The following is a 20,444-nucleotide window of genomic DNA, read 5'->3' on the forward strand; positions in this document are numbered from 1 at the left end:
CACTATGCCTCCGGGAAGAGCTCCGGCATGGTGTAGAACTTGCGCTCGCCGAACGGTGCGTCGACGCCGCGGAACACCTCGAGGGCGAGCTTGGTTGACGGCCGATCCTGGCCCGCAACGACCTGCACCTGGTCGAGGCTCAGCGGGCCGTCGATAAGCACGGTGGCGCCGGCGTTGGGGGAGTCGGTGCGGTGGGAGAAGCGGGAGATGTCGAAAAGCGAGGAAGCGTCGTCGAGCGAGCGCGTGGACTTATCGACGCCATCCGAGAGTGTCCAGTCACCCTCAATGTCGCCCAGCGGGATGCCGAGGAGCACCACGTCGCGCGCGAACTCCGGGTTCGTCAGCGCGGACACCTTCGGCGCCAGGTAAAAGGTCAGCGGCCCGCGCAGGGTCTCGGCGCTTAGCTCGCCCGCGCGAACGGGAAGCCAGACGAGCCAGTCCTTGGCGTTGTCGGTGGTGGGGGCTTCGTCGCCGCGCGCCGCGAAACCGGAGGTGAGCCATGAGTTAATTTTCATGCGTCATAGTTTACGTAAATGCGGGCGGCCGAGGGGTGGGCGCATTTTGCGGGCGGGGCATTGTTGGGTAGGATTCCAGAAGGTCTGGAGACGTGCCAGAGTGGCCGAATGGGGCTCCCTGCTAAGGAGTTGCCCTCTTTGCGAGGGCCGCAGGTTCAAATCCTGTCGTCTCCGCCACGCGCCCGTAGCTCAACGGATAGAGCATCTGACTACGGATCAGAAGGTTGGGGGTTCGAATCCCTCCGGGCGCACGTTATCCCCGGGACACCGCACGGTGCCCCGGGGTTTCGCATGTGTGGGGGTGGGGCTTGTTCTTCCGGTTAAGAACACAAGGCTAAGAATCCACCTTTTCCGGGCCGAGCCCTGGATTCTTACCCTTCCGTTCTTAACCTGAGGCGCCAGTGCCCCCGCGCTACCTCGGTAGTGTGAAGCGCAGTGAGGAAGGGGCAGGTATGGCAAAGGTAAGTATGGACCCGCTGCGCTCGCTCAAGCGTCGCAAGTCCGTCGCCGCGCAGGACGTGGAGGCGATGCAAAGGCAGCTGGAGTCCATGCCGTTGCGCGAGGTCACCGGGCTGGTGGAGCGCACCGCGCCCGCCGAGGGCGCGAAGGTGCTGCGCATGCTGCCGCCGGAGCGGTCGTTGGCGGTGTTCGACGTCCTCGATCCAGGCCACCAGGCAGACATCATCGCCGCGCTTGGCGACGACTCCGTGGTCTCCTACTTCGGCTCCATCGGCGCCGAGGACCGCGTCGCGCTGCTTGATAACCTGCCCGCGGAGATGGCGGAGCGCCTCCTGGCCCAGCTTGGCGAGGACGACCAGCGCGTGACCAACGTGGTCCTGGGCTACCAGAAGGGCTCGGTGGGCCGCGCCATGTCGCCGGCCGTGCCGGAAGTGACCCCGGAGATGACGGTGCAGCAGGTGGTGGACATGCTGCGGGCGGACGTCGAGAAGCTGGAGACGATCTACACCATCCCGGTGATCAACGACGACCGCGAGCTCGTCGGTGTGACCACCCTGCGGCGGCTGTTCCGCAGCTTCAGCGACGACACGATTGCTGACGTCGTGGAGCCGGCTGCCTCCGTCACCGCGACCGACGAGGTCGAAGACGCGGCGCGCTGGTTGATGTCGACGGACCTTCTCGCCGTGCCCGTGGTCGACGAGGACAACCGCCTCGTGGGCATCCTCACCTACGACGAGGCCCAGGACGTGGTCGAGCACGCCGACACAGAAGACTCTGCGCGCCTCGGTGCCTCCGAGCCGCTGGGCAAGCCGTACCTGTCCACCCCGCTGGTGCAGCTGGTGCGCAGCCGTATCGTGTGGTTGCTCGTGCTTGCGGTCTCCGCGACGCTGACGGTGCAGGTCCTCGATATCTTTGAGGACACGCTTGCGCAGGCGGTGGTGCTGTCTCTGTTTATCCCGCTGCTTACCGGCACCGGCGGCAACACCGGGAACCAGGCTGCGACGACGGTCACTCGTGCGCTCGCGCTTGGCGACGTCCACAAGCGCGACGTCCTTTCCGTCATGTGGCGCGAGCTGCGGGTCGGCATGATGCTCGGCGCCGCACTCGGCGTTATCGGCCTGGGCGCGGCGACGGTCTTCTTCGGCTCCGACATTGGCGTTGTCATCGGTGCGACACTCTTCCTAGTCTGTTCGATTTCGGCGACCGTCGGCGGTGTGATGCCGTTGGTGGCCAAAGCCGTTGGCGCGGACCCGGCGGTCTTTTCCAACCCGTTCATTTCCACCTTCTGCGACGCCGCCGGGCTCATCGTCTACTTCCTCATTGCGAAGACAGTGCTCGGCCTCTAGGTCTAGGATTATGTGTCTGGCCAGGCTTTTTGGCGGGGAATCGACCGAGGTGTAAGGTTTCTATCTGTTGCCGAGCACAACGCAGCAGCGTTTCGGCCCGACACAATAAAATATGCGCCCGTAGCTCAACGGATAGAGCATCTGACTACGGATCAGAAGGTTGGGGGTTCGAATCCCTCCGGGCGCACAAAATCAGGCCCCCGAGCTGCAAGGATATTGCACAGCTCGGGGGTTTCTCGTTGTCTGAGTTCGCCTGGTGTCGGATGCGGATTGCAGCTTGTGTTTATGGCGTCAGTGTCGGCGTAGAAATGAACGCAATTTTCAATGCGGAACCGGTAATAACCCCAGTTCATAGGGCTTAACAGAGAAATTGGTTACGCGTCATCCAGTGAGTTCTGCTGCACTTCCTAGATTCCTTCTAGTGCAGTAAGCTTCCTGGGGTTATAGCTATACCCAATTCTCAGTGGCCTATTGCGTAACCCCGTTCCCGGGGTGCGTGCACCTGAGGTTGGTCGGAAAAAGGACACTTAATGAACGGCAAGTCCACAAATACGCTGCTGAAGGTACTCGCAGCTTTGCTGTCCGCCGGATTACTGCTGGGGCTTGTTGTCCCTGCGATGGGTCGGGCAGAAACTAACGGCTACAGCGTGGCGATTAGTGATGCGAAATCTGCGCCCACGCATTCAACCCTCGAGTACACCATCTCCATCAACTGTGTCGTTCAGGGCGGCTGCGCGGGTGCGAGCCTGACGCTGAACCGGCCGACTGGCCCGGATGGGGTAAAGCTTGACGGCCCGGCGGTTTTCTCCCTGCGTTCGGGGGTTAACCCGGCAATTGTCTTCACCACGACCGGAGACAACACCGACACGGTGACGATGGATTTTTCGCGCTTTGACCAGAACATCTCCCAGGTCTTCACCGTGAGCTGGAAGACCACTGATGCTCTCGTGATCCCGGGAACTTACACCTTGAACTGGTCCACCAAGTGGCCGGCGCAAGGGGTGGATCGTACCGGTAGCGCAACGGGTGTGGTGACTGGTACTCCAAATGTGAGTCTCCAGAAGTCGGCGGTCACTGGGGGTAACACGACCTGGGCTGGTCAATTCCGCCGCTACCAGATCCAATACAACCGTCCTAGAAACGTCGGTACCACTGGTGTGACGACGACACTCGTGGATAAGCTTCCTCCGGAGGTCGAGTTCCTCGGCTTTACGGAAGAGGGCGTTGGCGGCGACATGAGATTCCGTCGTTTGGATATCGCAAACGGCGACACGAAGACCGTCTACGACACTACCGAGTCGGGCGGGGCCATCTACGAGTACGACGCCGCCAACCACCAGGTCCTTATCCATATCACCCGCGGAGTGGATGCGTATCTCGGCATGCGCACCCGGGGTATGGCAATTATTCGCTACGACGTTCGCACAAAGCAGCAGAACGCCTCTGGTCAACCCATTGCGGCTGGCACTCCCGTCAAGAACACGGTGAGTGCCCTGGACCCGACAACGTTGGATGGTAAGTCCTTCGCGATTGCTCCTGCCACAGCGTCTGCGACGTACATCGCACAGCGCCCCGGTACGTTCACGAAGGGGCGTACCACCGGTGAGTATGTCAGGACGACAGCGGATGATCCAAACGCACCGGCGCAGCGGTTTGGCTGGGCTATCGGCACGACTAACCCGGGAACCGCGCCGACTCAGTTGCGCATCGTGGACAAGACGAGGTGGGAGAAACCAATCCAGGGTACCGACTACCGTTACCTCACGGCGGTCTCCCTCGACCCGGTGACCTATAACAACGGGGACGTCATCTCGTATCCCGCGACGGTGATCGGCACCACCGCGTCTGGGAACACCATCACCTACACCGTAGGAGCCGGTCAGACGCTCAATATTCCGGCGAGCGACGAGATTATTAACGCGGAGATCGTCGTCGAGAACTTCCGCAACATGGACTTGGTGCCGGATACGCCAACCAACGGGCTGCTTAACGTGAGGCTCACTCATGACGTGAAGATCACCACGCAGCAGATTGTCGATGCGAAGAATGCGCCCGGCATGTTCCTGTTCAACGAGGCGACCTTTATCCTCAACAACAAGGGGGCGGGGTTCGCGAGAGCGTACTACACTTTGCAAGCCATTTTGCCGGCCATTAATCCGCTGCTCGAGGGCGTCCCTAAACCTGGGAATACGAGGGACGGGATCGGTCTGTACCGCAACGAGACCTTCACGGCTCAGATGAATCTGTACGCGACCCAGGCAGGCGTGATGGCTCACCCAGAAGCCTTCATGGTGCTTCCGAAGGGTTTCACATTGGGCGGTACGCCCCAACTGACGAACGCGCCCGGAAAATCCTGCACACCCGATGCCTCCGAATGGGTCTGGGAGAAAATGGCGCCCTACAACGGTGGCGAGCGTTGGCGAATTACCCTCCGCGATGGAGGCGAACTCGATCCCAAAAACGGAGCGGCGCAATTGTGCTACAACCTCGAGGTCTCCTCGGGCAACGCCATGGCGGGCACGTATGACAAGCCCAACCTGAATGATCCCATGCACGGTATCGTCCTTGGTGTGCGTGAAATGGGAGGCGCACTGGCGTCTACCCAAATGGGCTCTAACGACGCCTACGACATCAACTCCGACGGAAATACAGAGGGCCAGTGGCGTTTCACTTCCATGCCCGTCAGCGTCGCCCCGATTAGTGCGGTGGGCGTAACCAAGACCTCCCAGGGTGACCTGGACAAGGTCAACGATATTTCGCCGCAGCAGTGGGAGCCGGGTGCTACTACGGCTGCCCAGGCGCGGGATACTGCCGACTTCACCATCACTGCCTCGACGTCTGGAACGACTGCCGTGCGCGACTTGGTGGTCTACGACATGCTTCCCACCGTCGGAGAGAGCTTCACTCAGATGGTCGACAACGCGACTGCTGATCCTGCAGCGAACACCGTCAACACCTTTGGCCCCACGCTGACGGGCCCGGTCACAAGAGTTGGCCACAGTGAAGATGTGACCGTGTACTACACCACCTCAGCTAACCCGTGTCGCCCCGAACTGTCGACGAGTAGGCAGTGGCCGACAACGGATTGCACGAGCTTCAACGCGAAGAACGAGTGGACCACGAATTTCGATTCTCTCCGCAAGGAAGACATCAAGGGCATCCGCATCGTCTTTAACCAACCGGTATTCGGTGACTTCAGCTTCAACGTGCCAGTTGCACTTCCGAAGAACGACTACTCCGGCAAGCCTGTGGATGACGCGGACATTGCTACCAACCGCACGGCTGTTGCCGCGAAGACCCCGGACGGCGTGGTCATTCCTTACGTCGGTCCCGCGTTCGCGAGGGTGACCCCCTACGGCGCCATCGGCGTGAATAAGTCCACCATCATTAATGGCAAGTTTTCCGACACCGCCGGTGACACCGCGGCGCCGACGCTTCGCCGAGGCGACGAGTTCATCTGGGTGGTCAATGCTTACGGCGACAAAGACGGCGTGGCAACGACGGACCCGGAGATCTACGACGAGCTGCCCGCAGGCGTGGAGCTGGTTGAGGTAGTTAAGGACGCCCCGTACGCCAGCGACGGAACCTTCGACGAGGAGAACGGTCTGTGGAAGCCTGGTCGGATTGATCCGGGCCAGCACAAGTACCTTTATTTGAAGGTCCGTGCGACGGGAGCGGGGGACATGTCCAACTACGCGCTTTACGACGACCCCAGTGAGCCCGGCTTGCCGGATCAGAACCAATGCGTGGCCGGTGTTGACAACGACGGAAAGCGCGCATGCGACGTCTCTACCGTTCACATTGACGCAGGAAACGCCACGATTTCTGGCAACGTCTTTAATGACGTGGACTGGTCCAACACCCGTACCGATGGCGACGGCGCAAACGACAACTGGCCTGTCTACCTGATGGAAGTCCTCGAGGACGGGACGCTGAAGCCCATCGCGGAGACGTTTACCAACGTCGACGGCAACTACACCTTCGATTCCCTCCCGGCCGGCAACTACCGTGTCGCCTTCGGTGCGGAGGACCGTGTGCGTTTCGCCGACAGCAACATCGGTGATGACGAGCAGGCAGATTCCGACGGCGAGGAGTACCTCGAAATCGACGGCAACCCGCGCTTCCTCACTGCGTCGTACGCACTCGCGGAGAGCAGCAGCATCGACAACATCGATCTCGGTGTCCAGGAGCTGGCTTACGTCAGCGGTATCGCTTTCGACGACCGCGACGGCAACGGCAGCATGGATGGTGAAGACACGGCGCTGTCCGGCGTCGAGGTCCAGATTTTCAACGAGGACGGCACCCCGGCTCTAGCGGGCTACTCACCCTCCAACCCCACCGGTGCTGAGGCGCCGACCCTGACCACAGGGGAGGACGGCACTTACCGCTTCGAGGGCCTGCGCCCGGGACGCTACTACGTGCAGTTCTCTGAGAAGGACAACTACGCCTTCACCATTCAGAGCGGCGCCGCCGACACTATCTCTGAGCCGGAAAAGTCTGATGTCATTCAGTTCGGAGAGACCGCCGGCCAGACCCCGGTGTTCGGGGCAGTCATTGGTGAGACCCCGAACGTTGACGCCGGTCAGGTGCAGCGCGCCCAGCTCGCCGGTGTGGTGTGGACCGACGACAACGGCGACGGTTTCAACTCTGAAGGCGAGAATCCGCGCGAGGGTGTTGTAGTGCAGCTCGTCGACGCCAATGGCAACGTCGTCGAGACGACAACGAACGGGAACGGTGAATACTCGTTCACGGGGATTCTGCCCGGCACCTACACGGTCGTTTTCAACGCCGGTGACGACATTGTTTTCACTACGCGTCCGGAAACCCCGAACGCCTCTGACGTGGACGGCAGTGATGTTGACTCCGCCACCGGTCGATTTGAGAATCTGGTGCTCACTCCAGGTGCCAACGTAGGGCACCTAGACGCTGGCGTCTTGCCGCGCTCCACGGTGTCGGGTGCCGTCTTCTTCGACGACAACAACAACGGCATGTGGGACGACGACGAGTCGGTTGAGCCACGCGAAGTTACAGTGCAGCTCCTCGACTCCGAGGGCAACTTTGTCGCCGAGACCAAGACCAACCCTGCGACCGGAACCTACTCGTTCCCCAACGTCGTTCCAGGGACCTATTCGGTCCAGTTCGTGAACCCGAACGCCGGACGTTTCGCTAACCCTGGCGACGCCGATTCGATCACCGATCCTCGCGTCAACGATGCTGACGCAACCGGCACGACCGCGCAGTTCGTGGTCGCTGGTGGTAAGGCTGTCGAGAAGGTGGACGCTGGCTTCCTGCGTTACCAGCAGGTCAGCGGACACGTGTTCGAGGACACCAACGCCAACGGCGTATGGGATGAGGGCGAGCCCGCGCGCAAGGACGTGACGGTGACGCTTACCGACGCCCAGGGAACCGAACATGTCCAGATGACGAACGACGACGGCTTCTACCTGTTCGACGGCGTCATGCCGGGTCAGACCACCGTCACCTTCACCCTGCCGGACGGCACGCAGTGGACGACACGGACTAACTCCAGCACGCAGCTCGATGACCTGCGCCGTGACAAGCTCAGCGACATCGATCCGGAGACAGGTGCGGTCACGTTCACCATGGTCGGTTTCGACGACCCGGCGAACGCGGATAGCGCGAACGTGGTCAACCTCGATGCCGGTCTGATCAGGCCCAGCGTTGTCGCCGGCGTTGCTTTCACAGACAGCAATCGCGATGGACGCCGCGACGAGGACGAGGCCGTGCTCGCCGGAGTGACCGCCACGCTCTTCAGGGCGGACGGCACGCAGGTGGGTGACTCGGTCACCACCAACGAGAACGGGCGCTACGAGTTCACCGACGTCGTCCCGGGTGAATACTATGTCGTCTTCGGCCCGCCGGAGGGCGCTGTGTTTAGCCCGCAGGCTCCAGCCGAGGACGTTCTCCTGCCTGGTTTGAATGACGCCGACGGCCAGGGTCGCACCGCGATCTTCACGGCTGGCAACAACCCGGTGGACACAATCGATGTTGGCATCATTAACTCCGCCAACATCAGTGGTGTTGCCTGGATCGACAAGAACCAGGACGGCATCCGTGGTGATGATGAAGAGGTCCGCAGCGGCGTTCCGGTCTACCTCGTGGACGAGAACGGCAACGTTGTCGGTGAGCCAGTGTTCACCAACGGCGATGGGGCCTACGCGTTCATCGGTGTCGCACCGGGCACCTACAGCGTCGTGGTGGGCGATCCCGCCAAGTCGATCGCGGAGCGCTCGGCAGAGCTCGGCCTTGGCATAGGTAGCCCGCAGACCGGCGAACCGTTCGACGCGGAGAAGCTCAACGACGTCGATCCGACGACGTGGACGTCGCGCCCGTTCCGCCTTAACGCGGGTGCGGACGTGGTCAACGTCGATATCGCGACCACGAACCTCGCGAGCGTCAAGGGAGAGGTCTTCCTCGACCTGAACCGCGACGGAATCCAGGACAGCGGCGAAACGCCGGTGGCCAACGCAGAGGTCCGCATCATCGACGTCGAGAGCAACCAGGTGTACACCACGACGACCGACGAGACGGGTGCGTACTCTAAGGCCGTTCCGTCCGACCGTACCTACCGCGTCGAGTTCCCGGCGCTCGAGGGCTACAAGTTCAGCCCCTCGAACGACTGGAACCGCGACGTGAGGGAGGCTGGTTTCTCCGACATCAACGACCAGGGTGTGACCGGAGAGTTCACCGTCGGCGACGGTGAAGAGGTTGGTCCGATCTCGGCCGGCTACATCGCCAACGGCGCCATCTCGGGCATCGCGTTCAACGATGTCGACGGCAACGGTACGCAGGACGCCGGTGATGAGCCCCGCGCGGGCGTCAATGTCGAGCTGATCCGCATCGCCGAGGACGGCACTGAGACTGTCGTCGACACCGTCACCACCGATGAAAATGGTGCGTACCTGTTCAACACGGTCGAGCCGGGCACCTACGCGGTGCGCTTCAGCACTGGGGATGAGAAACTCGACTTCACCCAGTCCGACGACGCCACGGACCAGAACCTCCAGGAGTCGGGCCGAAGCGATGTCAACACGAGCGGCATGACCCGCCCGTTCACCATCGCGGTGGGCGACATCGTTGCGAACGTCGACGCAGGTGTGGCTGCTGTGCCCGAGCCGACGACCACCCCGACCACGCCGGTAGGGGAGGGCACCATCGCGGGCCGCATCTTCAACGATGACAACCGCAACGGCGCTATCGACGGCATCGACTCGGGCATCGCAGGCATCGTGATCGAGCTTCTCGACGCCAACGGGGACCCCGTCCTCGGCACCGACGGCCAGCCGGTGACCGCTACGACGAACGCTCAAGGCGAGTACTCGTTTAACAACCTGCCGGTCGGTGACTACCGCGTGCGCGTCCAGAGCGCGCCTGCAGGCATGGAGCTCACCTCGTCCTACGGCGGCGACGGTCCCACCGTTAATCCGAGCCTTGTGGCTCCGGTGACGTTGACTACCTCGGGTGTGGGTGGCGTGAACTTCGGATTCTCCGCGCCACTCATCCAGCCGATTCCAGGACCTGGTTCCATCTCCGGAACCGTGTTCGTGGACAAGACGGCACTGGGTGAGATGGGTACGGATGAGTATGGCATTGGCGGCGTCATTGTGATCCTGCGCGACGCCTTCGGCGCCGAGGTTGCCCGGACGGTGACCGACCGTGAAGGTCGTTACGTCTTCACCGGACTTCCGGCGGGTAGCTACGTTGTCGAGATCGACACCGACTCCTCGCCGCTCGGCACGGCCTTCACTCTCGTGTCGGGCCCGAAGGGCGCCACTGGCGCCGCGGCAGTCCCGCGCTTCGAGGTGGAGCTGGTGGAGATCGCGGATGTGGACGGCACCCTGATCGTCGACTCCGTTGAAGGTATCAACTTCGGTTTCCAGCCCACCGCAGGGCCGGTGGAGCCCGCCACACCGACGGAGACCACGACGGAAACCACGACAGAGACCGCCACGGAGACTGAGTCCTCCGCGGTAACGGTGACGAAGGAGCCCTCGTCAGGCCCCACCACCACCGTCACTGCTGCGGCGCCCACCACGGCTCGCAGCGACAACCCCACCCCGAGCGCACCCGCGCTCACCGCGGCTGCACCGACCGCCAGCGCGGCGCCTGCGCCTGCTGAGGATCGTGCGCGCTCGCGCGGACTCGCCGAGACCGGCGCGAACGTCCTGCTCGTGGTCTTGGTCGGCCTGGTTCTGCTGGGAGCCGGAGCGGCACTGGTCACCCGTCGCCGTAAGGACAACAACTAACACCGAACGGCGCGGTGTGATCCGCACCGTGTGATCAAGTCCCCGCCCACAGACTGTGTCTGTGGGCGGGGACTTTTCGTCGTAAAGCGAGCTGGCGTTGGGATGGGGTTACGCGTTGAGAACCTAAGGGAGCTCCGATAGATTGGGTGGGAGATATCTGCACACAGACGCATGGCAAGACTGTGCCTGGTTGATTGAGGTTGGAATGGCAAACAAGAACTCGGCACGTCGCGTCGGACGGATCTCCCTGGCGCTCATCGCGTCCACCGCGGTGGCAGTCTCCCCGCAGGTGGCACTGGCGCAAACCCCCACCAGCGTGAACGCATCGCCGGTCGAGCCCACCTCCCCGCAGTCGGCCCCCGAGCCCGACGCCGCAGCGACGCCCGACCTTGCTGGGGAGCTGCTCGGCCTCGCTACCGCGCTCGGTGCGGCAGGCACCGTCTCGGAGCCGGGCGCCGGCACCTCTGGCACGACGTTCACCTCCGATGGGCGTCAGTACACCGCCCTCGCCGCGAACCCGATCAACGGCAAGCTGTACGCGGTTCAGCCGGCGAAGGACGACGAGATTGCCGACCACCTCCTGCGCATCAACCCCGCCTCGGGTGCTTCCATCGACCTCGGTCCGCTCACCGCGCACGGTGCCGAGCAGCCGGTCGGCCTGACCACCGCGACCTTCACTAACGACGGCACCCTGGTGCTGTTCCCCGAAAACGCTGACGCTGACAAGCGTGTGTTCACCCTCGAGCTGGCGGACGACAACGCCCAGGACTCCGCTGACCGCGTCATGACCCCGCTGGAGATCCTCGTTACCGAGGAAGCCGACAAGCTCGGGGTCGAGAGCTTCGGTGCCTTCGCGCCGTGGGGCACCGACGTGAATGACCAGTCGCTGTACTCCTTCGCGATCGTGGAAAAGACGAAGCCGGTTCTCTACCGCTACGACCTGAAGGACCAGACCCTCGACGCCCACCTCGTGTCCATTGATCCGAAGGTCGACCAGGCCACAGTCACACGCGAGGACATCGTCGCTGCTTGGACGAAGGACAACGATGTTTTCGTTGCCGCGGACGCGCAGGGCGAGACGTTGGAGATCGTGAAGTCCGGCGCAGACGACACTAAGCCGGTGATCTCCGCGACCTCCAAGATTGCTGAAGACGACATCGCCTCCGAGGTCGCCCAGAAGCCGGTCATTGGCATGCAGCGCGTCATGCTGCAGGGTGAGGTACAGGCAACCCCGTCGGCCAGCGACACCCCTGCTTCGAGTGAACCTGCTGAAGCAATGCATGACCTTTCGGTGAAAGCAGTTGATGCCGATGGGAAACCGATCGCCGGAGCCACCGTGACTCTCGCAGGTGCCGATGACCGGAGCCAGACAACGGACGATAAGGGAAGAACCGTCTTCACCGGCTTGCCGACGAACACGTACGGCATCACGGTGTCCAAGGACGGCTTCACGACGAGTGTGTCAGACAGTGTTGAAGTAAAAGCCGGGTCGACGAATTTCCAGGTGAACCTGACCAAGACCACCACCACGACTTCGACGACGACCACGCAGTCGACCCCGGACCAGATCCAGGGCATCATCAAGGAGTTCACCCCGCTCCTCGCCGCTCTGGGCGTACCCGCTGCGGCGCTAGGCGGGACTGCGGGCGGATCGAAGGCCACCACGACGCGGACGACCTCGACGACGAAGTCCACCACATCGACTAAGTCGGCAACGTCCGGTGCGCGCACCGTCAGCGCGGGCGTGACCACCAGCCGAGCAGCTGCTGCGGCGAAGAACAACACCGCGAAGAGTAACACGGCGAAGAGCGGCAACGCTAAGTCCACCGCGACGACCGCTAAGAACGCGCGCAAGGGCAACCTTGCCGACACCGGTACCCCGATGACCTCCGTGATCGGTCTGGGTACGCTGCTGCTGCTCGTCGGTGCCGCCTACGTGTTCATGGGCCGCCGCCGCGAAAGCTAGTCGACGCGAGAGCTAGGCGTGGAAACTAGGCGTCGAGAAGCGAGCGGCTAGAACACCTCGACGCGCGCGCCGAGCGATTCGATCTGCTTGAGCTGGTTGATCCAGCCCGGCGCCCCGGGGTGGACGCGCATGACCGGGCGCGACGAGATGCGCACCGGGGAGACGGACTCGCGGCGCGCCCCGGAACGGGCAGCAAGGCGCGTGTAGGCACGGTTTCCGGCCTCGGCGAGCTCCTGCATGGAGGGGGCGTCGCCGCTCAGACCGTCGCGGGCGTCCTTGAGTAGGGCGATGTATTCGTCGATAACCGGCACGAGCGCGGCCGCGTTGGTCTCCACCATGTTGCGCACGAGGACGGGGTCCGTGCCGGCCACGCGGGTCGCGCCCTTGAATGACCCGGCCGCAAGCGACTGGGCGAGGGTGCCGCCTTGGTCGCCGACCAGCGAGAGCGCCTCGGCGATGACGTGGGGCAGGTGGGAGACGCGGGCGACGGCCTCGTCGTGCTTCGTGCCGGAGACGGGGACGGCCTCGGCGCCGAGGGCGGCGGCGAGGTTGCACACCTGGCCGAACAGCGTCGCCCACTGTGCTGGTACGGAGGCACCCTCGGCGTCGAGCTCGATGGCCCAGTCGTAGGTGACAGCCCACGCTGCGCGGACGAACAGGTCCGCCTGGGAGGCGTTCCACCCGGAGTTCTCGGTGCCGGCCATTGGGTGGCCGCCGACGTACTGGTTCTCAAGCCCGCGCTCGCGCACGAGGTTGTAGACGGGCTGCTTCACGCTGACTACGTCGGTGATGCCGCAGCCTCCGGCGTGCTCGACGATGGCGTCGAGGACCCCGGCGACGGCGTGCATGGGGGTGGCTACCACGATGAGGGCGTCCTGGTCAGCGGCGCGTTGCAGGGTCTCGGTCAGGTCGGAGGACACGTCGAAGCCGTCGCGCTGTGCCTGGCGTGCGCCGGAGCGGGACAGGGTGTAGCCAAAGGCGGTGAGGTCGGCGGCCACAGCGTCGCGCATGATGGACCCGCCGATCAGCCCGAGGCCGATGATGCAAAGCGGAGGGAGGGAGTGCGGGAACCGGTCAGTCACGGTGACAAGTGTTGCACACCCCCGCTATTCTCACTAGGCATGAGCCAGGATTTCGAGGACGGGTACGCCGTCACTGTTGCTGCGGACGGCGGTGAGTGGGTTGTGCGGGAGTTCGAAGACGATTTCGACAGCCTGGAGACCTCCGTCGCGGCGGTGCGCGCGCTGCGCAGCGAAGGTGCGGCCTTTGCCATCCTCAACGTGGAGGAGGAGTACCTCGTTATCGTTCGTCCTGGCCCGTCGAAAACACGGCTGCTTATTTCGGACGCGACCATGGCTGTCGACGACGACTTCGCGGCCGACATCCTCGATGAGGCCGGCATCGACATCCCCGATATTGACCCGGACGAGCTGGACAACATCGATGGCTGGCCGGACGGAGACTTTGGCATTTTTGCTGATCTCGGGCTGTCCGAGCAGGTCCTGAGCATCGTGCTCGACAGTGGGGACGACCCGCACGAGGCGATTATGCGCATTGCAGAGGAGCTCGGTTTCGCCGACGAGCTCGCTGACTGTCTCGAGTAAGCGGTGGTCAGCGAGCTGGAGCGCCGTGCTCACGAGAGAATGGGCCGGGCGATGGAGGTCGCCGCGGGCACCCCGCACGGCGATGTCCCGGTCGGCGCCGTCATTTTCGACGCGGACGGCAACGAGGTGGGCTGGGGGGTGAATCGTCGTGAAGCGAATGGCGATCCCACCGCCCACGCCGAGGTGGAGGCGATCCGCGATGCCGCGCGCCGGCTGGGCACGTGGCGGCTTGACGGCTGCGAGCTCGTGGTCACCCTCGAGCCGTGCACCATGTGCGCCGGTGCCATCCTCGGCGCGCGGGTGAAAAGCCTGGTCTTCGGGGCGTGGGAGCCAAAGACGGGGGCCGTGGGCTCGCTTCTCGACGCCCTCCGGGACCCGCACCACCTCCACACCGTCGACGTGCGCGGCGGGGTGCGTGAGCAGGAGAATGCGGAATTGCTCAGTCGTTTCTTCGCTTCCTTGCGCTGAACCGTCATGGAATTGTTACGCGGCGACCCAAGCGGCGTCGTTACAGTGGAGGCGTTAGTAACAATCGATTTTAGGTAAGGAGTCTCCTCATGGCACTTGAAGGCAAGGGCGACCAGCTCAAGGGTAAGGCGAAGGAAGCTGCCGGCGACCTCTCCGGCAACAAGGACCTCGAGAACGACGGCAAGGCTGACCAGCTCGGCGGCGGCCTGAAGGAGAAGGCAGCCGAGGTGCGCGACGCCGTTAAGGACAAGGCGAACGAGATCGCGGCCAACATTCAGGACAGCCGCGAGAAGTAGCAAATTTGGTGTCCCGGGCCTGCTGCCGTTACGCTAATCGGCGGTAGCGTGTCCGAGCGGCCGAAGGTGCTCGCCTCGAAAGCGAGTGTGGGTAAAACCACCGCGGGTTCAAATCCCGCCGCTACCGCAAGGTAGGAACAAAGCCCCTGACCAGCAGGTCGGGGGCTTTGTCGTGCCTGGCGTATATGATGGCGGAGACCTCAAGGCTCTTTGACACTTCAACCGCGGAAAGTTTATGGCTGATCTCCTCTTCCGACTCGGACGCTGGTCCTACCTGCACAAATGGCGCGTGATCGTGACATGGCTGATGCTGTTGGCGGCCGCCGCTGCGGGGGCCGCGGCTTTTTCCAGACCGTTTACCTCCGAGTTCGCGATTTCGGGCACGCCGTCCATTGATGCCCTAGTCACCCTCGACGAGAACTTCCCCGGTTCCGGCGATATTGCGAATGCGCCGACGGTCAATGTGGTCTTCGCCGCGCCGGAGGGGGAGACGCTGGACCAGCCGGAGAACATGCGGGCCATGGACCAGACGGTCGGCTACATCCGCGACAACCTCCCGGACATTGAGAACACGGAGCGCTTCGGCAACCCCGTGGCTGTCAATGCCGAGATCAGCCGCATGATCGTCGAACAGATGACCAGCATGGGCATGCCGGAGGAGACGGCCCGCGCCGACGCGTACAACGTGCGCACGCTTTCGGACGACCGCCGCATCGCCTATACCGCATTCGACTTCGGCGCCGAGTCCTCCATGTCCGTCAGCGAGGAAGACCGCCAGGTGGTGGAGGACGCGATGGACATCGGCCGCGCGGCCGGCCTCCAGGTGGAGGCGGGTGGGCCCGGTTTCGGCGATCCCATTGAGATCAAGACCGGCAGCGAGGCAGTTGGCTTGGCCGTGGCGTTCGTGGTCCTGGTGGTCACGTTCGGCTCGCTCATCGCGGCATCTATGCCCGTTGTCACCGCCGTGATCGGCGTGGGCATTGGTGCGCTGCTTATCTTGAGCGCCACCTACTTCGTCGAGCTCAACGACGTCACCCCGGTCCTCGCCGTGATGATCGGTCTCGCGGTCGGCATCGACTATGCCCTGTTCATCCTGTCGCGTTACCGGCAGGAACGTGCCACGCTCGACGCCCCGGACGCTGCGGGCTTGGCTACCGGCACGGCGGGATCCTCGGTGGTGTTCGCGGGTGCGACGGTCTTCACCGCGCTCGTGGCGCTCTCGCTCGCCGGTATCGAGTTCCTTACCTGGATGGGCTTGGCTGCCGCGGCCACCGTGTTCATCGCCGTGCTCATCGCGCTGACGCTGATCCCGGCGCTGCTTGGCGCGTGGGGGAAGCGCTCCTTTGGCCTGAAGATCCCGGGTGTTGCCGGACACCCTGGCCCGGGGTCTCGCCCGGCGAAGGATCTGGAGAACAAGTCCCTCGGCCGCAGCTGGGTCAACTTCGTGCGTCGCTTCCCGGCTGTCGTGATGGCGGCCGTGGTGCTCGGACTCGGTGCGCTGTCGCTGCCGGTGCTTAACCTGGAGATGGCGTTGCCGTCGGACACTACCTCCAACCTCGACACCACCCAGCGCAAGGCGGCTGACCTCATCGGTGAGGGCTTTGGCCCAGGTGTCAACGGCCAGTTCATGGTCATCGTCGACGCCCACGGCGTGAACCCCGACGCGGAGATCCTTCAGCCCTACATCGCGGCGATGCCCGACGAGGTCGGCAACGAGACGACCAAGGCGTCGCTCGCATCCTTCCTGTACTCGGTGGAGCAGGCGTCGTCGGTTAACGGCATCCGCCATGCGCAGCTGATCAACGTCAACGAGGATTTCACCGCGGCCCAGATTGTGGCCACCCCGGTCAGCGGGCCGGAGGAGGAGTACACCCTCGACGTCGCCCACGCGCTGCGTAGCACGAACACTCAGGTGGAGGACGCCACCGGTGTGGACATCGGGTTGACGGGTTTGACCGCGGTCCAGATGGACATCACCGAGGAGCTCGGGGGCGCGATGCCGCTCTACCTCGCCGTCGTGGTGGGGTTGGCGATCATCCTGCTTATCCTTGTGTTCCGCTCGCTGATGGTGCCGCTCGTTGCGGGCCTGGGCTTCTTGCTGTCGGTGGGCGCGGCGTTCGGTGTGACCGTCGCGGTGTTCCAGATGGGCTTTACCGGCCTGGTCAACACCCCCGGCCCGATCCTGTCGTTCATGCCGATCTTCCTTATCGGCGTCACGTTTGGCCTGGCCATGGACTACCAGGTCTTCCTGGTCACACGCATGCGCGAGCGATATCTCGAGGCACGCGACAATGGCCACCCGAACCCGGAGATCGCCGCCGTGGAAACCGCCACGGTCGAAGGCTTCGCCCAGGGCGCGCGTGTCGTCACGGCCGCGGCGATCATTATGATCGCGGTCTTTGTGGCGTTCATTGACCAGCCGCTGCCGTTCATCCAGATCTTCGGCTTCTCCCTCGGTGCGGCAGTGCTTTTCGACGCCTTCTTTATCCGCATGGCCCTCGTCCCCGCCACCATGTTCATCCTCGGCCGCGCCACGTGGTGGATGCCGCGCTGGCTCGACCGCATCCTGCCGGACCTGGACGTGGAGGGCACCGGGCTGGAGAAGAAGTTTGAAGGTAAGCGCCGTGAGGTGGGCGTCGAGAAGCGAGAAAGCCTGGAGGCGAGCCATGCGTGAGGACCTGACTTTTGAGGTGGCGACGACGCTGTATGACGCACCCGGCAAGCACGGGCGCACCGGTGTGATCCGCACCCCGCACGGTGACATTGCGACCCCGGCGTTTATCCCGGTAGCCACGAAGGCCACCGTGAAGACGCTCACGCCGGAGCAGATCCGTTCCACGGGCGCGCAGGCGATCTTGTCCAACGCGTACCACCTCTACCTGCAGCCGGGCCCGGACATCGTGGACGTGGCGGGGGGAGTGTCTGCCTTTGCCAACTGGGGCGGGCCGACGTACACCGATTCCGGCGGGTTCCAGGTGATGAGCCTGGGTGTGGGGTTCAAGAAGGTCCTCGCGATGGGCACTGAAGGCCTGGTGGACTCGGACATCCGCGCGGCCAATAAGGACCGCATGGCGCGTGTCGACGACGACGGTGTGGACTTCAAAAGCGTCATCGACGGCTCGAAGCACCGCTTCACCCCCGAGGTGTCCATGCAGATCCAGCACCAGCTTGGCGCCGACATCATGTTCGCTTTCGACGAGCTGACCACGCTGGTGGATACCCGCGCTTACCAGGAGCATTCCGTGGAGCGCACCCGAAGGTGGGCGAAGCGCTGCCTGGATGAGCACGACCGGCTCACTCGCGAGCGCGCCGCTAAGCCGAAGCAATCGTTATGGGGCGTGGTGCAGGGCGCGCAGTACGAGGATTTGCGCCGCCAGGCCACGCGAGGCCTGCTCGACCTGGACCGCCAGGCCCGCGCCGAAGGGAAGCGTGGTTTCGGTGGCTTCGGCATCGGCGGCGCGTTGGAGAAGGAGAACCTCGGCACGATCGTCGGGTGGGTGACCGACGAGCTGCCGGCGGATGCACCGCGGCACCTGCTGGGCATTTCGGAGCCGGACGACATCTTCACGGCCGTCGAAGCCGGCGCGGACACGTTCGATTGTGTCGCGCCGACCAGGCTCGGGCGCCGCGGTGGCGTGTACACGCTCGACGGGCGGATGAACCTCGCTGCGGCGCGGTTCCGCCGCGACTTCGCCGGGGTGGACGATGAGTTCGGCGGCTACGTCTCGCAGAACTACTCCCGCGCGTATATCCACCACCTGCTGCGCGCGAAGGAATTCCTGGCCGGGACGTTGTGCACCATGCACAACCTCGAGTTCATGATCCGGTTGGTGGACAACATCCGCGCGGCGATCAATGCGGGCAGGTACGAGGAGTTCCGCGACGAGTTTCTTGGGCGGTATTACGCGGCGTCGAGAAGCTAGGCGGCGCTTTCCGCGCGGCGAGTCCACGCGACGGCGGCGTAGGTCAAAGGCATGACGATGACCTCCATGAGCGTCTTCCACAGGAACCCGACCACGACGTAGTTGATGAACTGGCCCGGGGTCTCGATGCCAATGACGGCGGCGGCGATTGCGCAGAACAGCAGCGTGTCCGCGAACTCGCCGACGATGGTCGAGCCGATCAGGCGGGCCCAGAGGTTGCTGGTGCCGAAGCGGTCCTTCATTTTCTGCAGCACCCAGGCGTTGAGCAGTTGGCCGACGACGTAGCCGGCGAGCGAGGCAACCACGATGCGCGGCAGCAAGCCGAGCACGGCGGCGAAGGTGTCCTGGCCGTCGTAGAAGCTGGCCGGCGGCAGGTAGATCGCCACGTAGAACGACACGATGCCAACCACCGCGATGGCGAATCCGGTGAACACGGCGCGCCGGGCGGCGCGGAAGCCGTAGACCTCGGCGATGACGTCGCCGATGACGTAGGACAGGGGGAACAGGAAGAACGCGCCGTCGGTGATCAGCGGGCCGATCTGCACGCCTTTTTGCGCGGTGATGTTAGAAATCAGGAAGATCGCGCAGAAGAAGGCGACTAGGACGGGGTACGGGGAACGGGTAGCTGGGTGTGTCACCCGTAATATCCTAGGGCCATGAACGCTGGCAGATACGCGCCCTCGCCGAGTGGGGATCTCCATTTCGGCAACCTGCGCACAGCACTTCTTGCGTGGCTTTTCGCGCGTCAGAGCGGGCGGGCGTTTTACTTGCGTGTCGAGGATATTGACTCGGAGCGCTCCTCTGCCGAGTCCGCGGCTAGGCAGATCCAAGATCTCGAAGCGCTCGGCATCGATTTCGACCCGCCGGTGGTTTACCAGTCGCAGCGTTCGGATTTGTACGAGGCGGCGCTGAAGAAGTTGCCGGTGTACGAGTGTTACTGCACCCGCCGCGACATTCGCGAGGCCGCCAGCGCGCCCCACGCCCAGCCCGGCATGTACCCGGGGACCTGCCGCAACCTCACCGACGCCGAGCGAGCTTTACGACGCCAGGAGCTTGCCGACGATCACCGCATGCCCGCCCTGCGCCTGCGTTCGTCTGTTGCGGAGTGGACAGTGCGCGACTTCTTCCATGGTGCTGTCACTGGGCCTGTCGACGACGTTATTGTGCGCCGTGGCGGCAACCTCAACCAGGCGCAGGCGGGTGACTGGGCGTACAACCTCGCCGTGGTGGTTGATGACGGCGAGCAGGGCATCGACCAGGTGGTGCGCGGTGATGATCTGCTCATGTCCGCACCCGCCCAGGCGTACCTGGCGCAGTTGTTGGGGTATGCGGAGCCGGAGTACGTGCACGTGCCGCTGGTGGTTAACGCTGACGGTAAGCGCCTGGCCAAGCGCGATGGGGCGGTGACCTTGCGAGAGATGGGTTTGGATGCCGCATGGCCCGAACTGGTGCGTTCGTTGGGGTGCTCGTTGGGGTGTGAGGGCGTGGCGTCGGCGCGTGAGCTGCTGGAGGTGTTCGACCCGGCGAGGGTGTCGCGGCGGCCGTGGGTGTGGGAGTGACGAGAACGGTAGGGCTGGCGGCTGAGATCGATTTTATGTGA

General features: G+C 63.8%; 12 protein-coding genes and 4 tRNA genes. 13 read left to right on the plus strand and 3 right to left on the minus strand.

Going from position 1 to position 20,444, the window contains the following annotated elements; translation table 11 throughout:
- Window positions 1-2: 2 nt before the first annotated feature.
- Window positions 3-515, minus strand: coding sequence for a hypothetical protein (locus tag VVR41_RS05575; RefSeq protein ID WP_321101239.1), 513 nt, complete (start codon window positions 513-515; stop codon window positions 3-5).
- Window positions 516-601: 86 nt separating this feature from the next.
- Between VVR41_RS05575 and VVR41_RS05580 the strand changes: the two genes are divergently transcribed.
- The 6 genes from VVR41_RS05580 to VVR41_RS05605 all read left to right on the plus strand — a co-directional run bounded on the left by VVR41_RS05580 (window position 602) and on the right by VVR41_RS05605 (window position 12,553).
- Window positions 602-692 (plus strand) — tRNA-Ser (locus VVR41_RS05580).
- Between the two features lies 1 nt (window position 693).
- Window positions 694-766, plus strand: a tRNA-Arg gene (locus VVR41_RS05585).
- Between the two features lie 201 nt (window positions 767-967).
- Window positions 968-2,320 carry a magnesium transporter gene (mgtE, locus tag VVR41_RS05590; RefSeq protein WP_409338279.1) on the plus strand — a complete coding sequence of 451 codons (1,353 nt, stop codon included), beginning with the start codon at window positions 968-970 and terminating at the stop codon, window positions 2,318-2,320.
- 114 nt (window positions 2,321-2,434) lie between these two features.
- Window positions 2,435-2,507: transfer RNA gene (locus tag VVR41_RS05595), tRNA-Arg, on the plus strand.
- Window positions 2,508-2,850: 343 nt separating this feature from the next.
- Complete coding sequence (locus VVR41_RS05600; RefSeq protein WP_368523932.1) at window positions 2,851-10,587, plus strand: SdrD B-like domain-containing protein; 7,737 nt, start codon at window positions 2,851-2,853, stop codon at window positions 10,585-10,587.
- Window positions 10,588-10,792: 205 nt separating this feature from the next.
- On the plus strand, window positions 10,793-12,553 hold the full coding sequence (locus tag VVR41_RS05605) for a carboxypeptidase-like regulatory domain-containing protein (RefSeq protein ID WP_368523933.1): 1,761 nt from the start codon (window positions 10,793-10,795) through the stop codon (window positions 12,551-12,553).
- A 47-nt stretch (window positions 12,554-12,600) separates the two neighbouring features.
- Here VVR41_RS05605 and VVR41_RS05610 read toward each other — a convergent pair whose 3' ends face one another.
- Window positions 12,601-13,635: a prephenate dehydrogenase gene (locus VVR41_RS05610; RefSeq protein WP_368523934.1), complete on the minus strand. Its 1,035-nt coding sequence runs from the start codon at window positions 13,633-13,635 to the stop codon at window positions 12,601-12,603.
- Between the two features lie 39 nt (window positions 13,636-13,674).
- Here VVR41_RS05610 and VVR41_RS05615 point away from each other — a divergent pair, with 39 nt between their 5' ends.
- From VVR41_RS05615 to tgt, 6 genes are all read left to right on the plus strand, one after another.
- Window positions 13,675-14,157 (plus strand): tRNA adenosine deaminase-associated protein, encoded by a 483-nt coding sequence (locus tag VVR41_RS05615; RefSeq protein ID WP_368523935.1) that lies wholly within the window; start codon window positions 13,675-13,677, stop codon window positions 14,155-14,157.
- 39 nt (window positions 14,158-14,196) lie between these two features.
- Window positions 14,197-14,625 (plus strand): nucleoside deaminase, encoded by a 429-nt coding sequence (locus tag VVR41_RS05620; RefSeq protein ID WP_368523970.1) that lies wholly within the window; start codon window positions 14,197-14,199, stop codon window positions 14,623-14,625.
- Between the two features lie 89 nt (window positions 14,626-14,714).
- On the plus strand, window positions 14,715-14,921 hold the full coding sequence (locus tag VVR41_RS05625; RefSeq protein ID WP_321100975.1) for a CsbD family protein: 207 nt from the start codon (window positions 14,715-14,717) through the stop codon (window positions 14,919-14,921).
- A 42-nt stretch (window positions 14,922-14,963) separates the two neighbouring features.
- Window positions 14,964-15,048: transfer RNA gene (locus VVR41_RS05630), tRNA-Ser, on the plus strand.
- A 108-nt stretch (window positions 15,049-15,156) separates the two neighbouring features.
- A complete protein-coding gene (locus tag VVR41_RS05635) occupies window positions 15,157-17,595 on the plus strand; it encodes an MMPL family transporter (protein WP_368523936.1) in 2,439 nt (812 codons plus the stop codon).
- The gene (tgt, locus tag VVR41_RS05640) at window positions 17,588-18,844 is read left to right on the plus strand and encodes a tRNA guanosine(34) transglycosylase Tgt (RefSeq protein WP_368523937.1); all 1,257 of its coding nucleotides are present in this window, start codon (window positions 17,588-17,590) and stop codon (window positions 18,842-18,844) included. The genes VVR41_RS05635 and tgt overlap by 8 nt, the downstream gene beginning before the upstream one ends.
- On the opposite strand, the gene VVR41_RS05645 is transcribed toward tgt, so the two are convergent.
- Window positions 18,841-19,545 (minus strand): queuosine precursor transporter, encoded by a 705-nt coding sequence (locus VVR41_RS05645; RefSeq protein ID WP_409338280.1) that lies wholly within the window; start codon window positions 19,543-19,545, stop codon window positions 18,841-18,843. The genes tgt and VVR41_RS05645 overlap by 4 nt on opposite strands.
- On the opposite strand from VVR41_RS05645, the gene gluQRS reads away from it, so the two are divergent.
- Window positions 19,501-20,403, plus strand: a complete 903-nt coding sequence (gluQRS, locus tag VVR41_RS05650; protein WP_368523939.1) for a tRNA glutamyl-Q(34) synthetase GluQRS — start codon at window positions 19,501-19,503, stop codon at window positions 20,401-20,403. The genes VVR41_RS05645 and gluQRS overlap by 45 nt on opposite strands.
- Window positions 20,404-20,444: the final 41 nt, after the last annotated feature.

This window comes from Corynebacterium sp. LK2510 (genome assembly GCF_040946405.1).
Lineage (GTDB): Bacteria > Actinomycetota > Actinomycetes > Mycobacteriales > Mycobacteriaceae > Corynebacterium.

What these genes read in the sequence shown, in the direction of transcription:
- tgt (WP_368523937.1), top strand. Translation starts at nt 17,588, where the DNA reads ATGCGTGAGGACCTGACTTTTGAGGTGGCGACGACGCTGTATGACGCA.
- VVR41_RS05605 (WP_368523933.1), top strand. Translation starts at nt 10,793, where the DNA reads ATGGCAAACAAGAACTCGGCACGTCGCGTCGGACGGATCTCCCTGGCG.
- mgtE (WP_409338279.1), top strand. Translation starts at nt 968, where the DNA reads ATGGCAAAGGTAAGTATGGACCCGCTGCGCTCGCTCAAGCGTCGCAAG.
- VVR41_RS05625 (WP_321100975.1), top strand. Translation starts at nt 14,715, where the DNA reads ATGGCACTTGAAGGCAAGGGCGACCAGCTCAAGGGTAAGGCGAAGGAA.
- VVR41_RS05600 (WP_368523932.1), top strand. Translation starts at nt 2,851, where the DNA reads ATGAACGGCAAGTCCACAAATACGCTGCTGAAGGTACTCGCAGCTTTG.
- VVR41_RS05645 (WP_409338280.1), bottom strand. Translation starts at nt 19,545, where the DNA reads ATGGAGATCCCCACTCGGCGAGGGCGCGTATCTGCCAGCGTTCATGGC.
- VVR41_RS05620 (WP_368523970.1), top strand. Translation starts at nt 14,197, where the DNA reads ATGGGCCGGGCGATGGAGGTCGCCGCGGGCACCCCGCACGGCGATGTC.
- VVR41_RS05635 (WP_368523936.1), top strand. Translation starts at nt 15,157, where the DNA reads ATGGCTGATCTCCTCTTCCGACTCGGACGCTGGTCCTACCTGCACAAA.
- VVR41_RS05615 (WP_368523935.1), top strand. Translation starts at nt 13,675, where the DNA reads ATGAGCCAGGATTTCGAGGACGGGTACGCCGTCACTGTTGCTGCGGAC.
- gluQRS (WP_368523939.1), top strand. Translation starts at nt 19,501, where the DNA reads ATGAACGCTGGCAGATACGCGCCCTCGCCGAGTGGGGATCTCCATTTC.
- VVR41_RS05575 (WP_321101239.1), bottom strand. Translation starts at nt 515, where the DNA reads ATGAAAATTAACTCATGGCTCACCTCCGGTTTCGCGGCGCGCGGCGAC.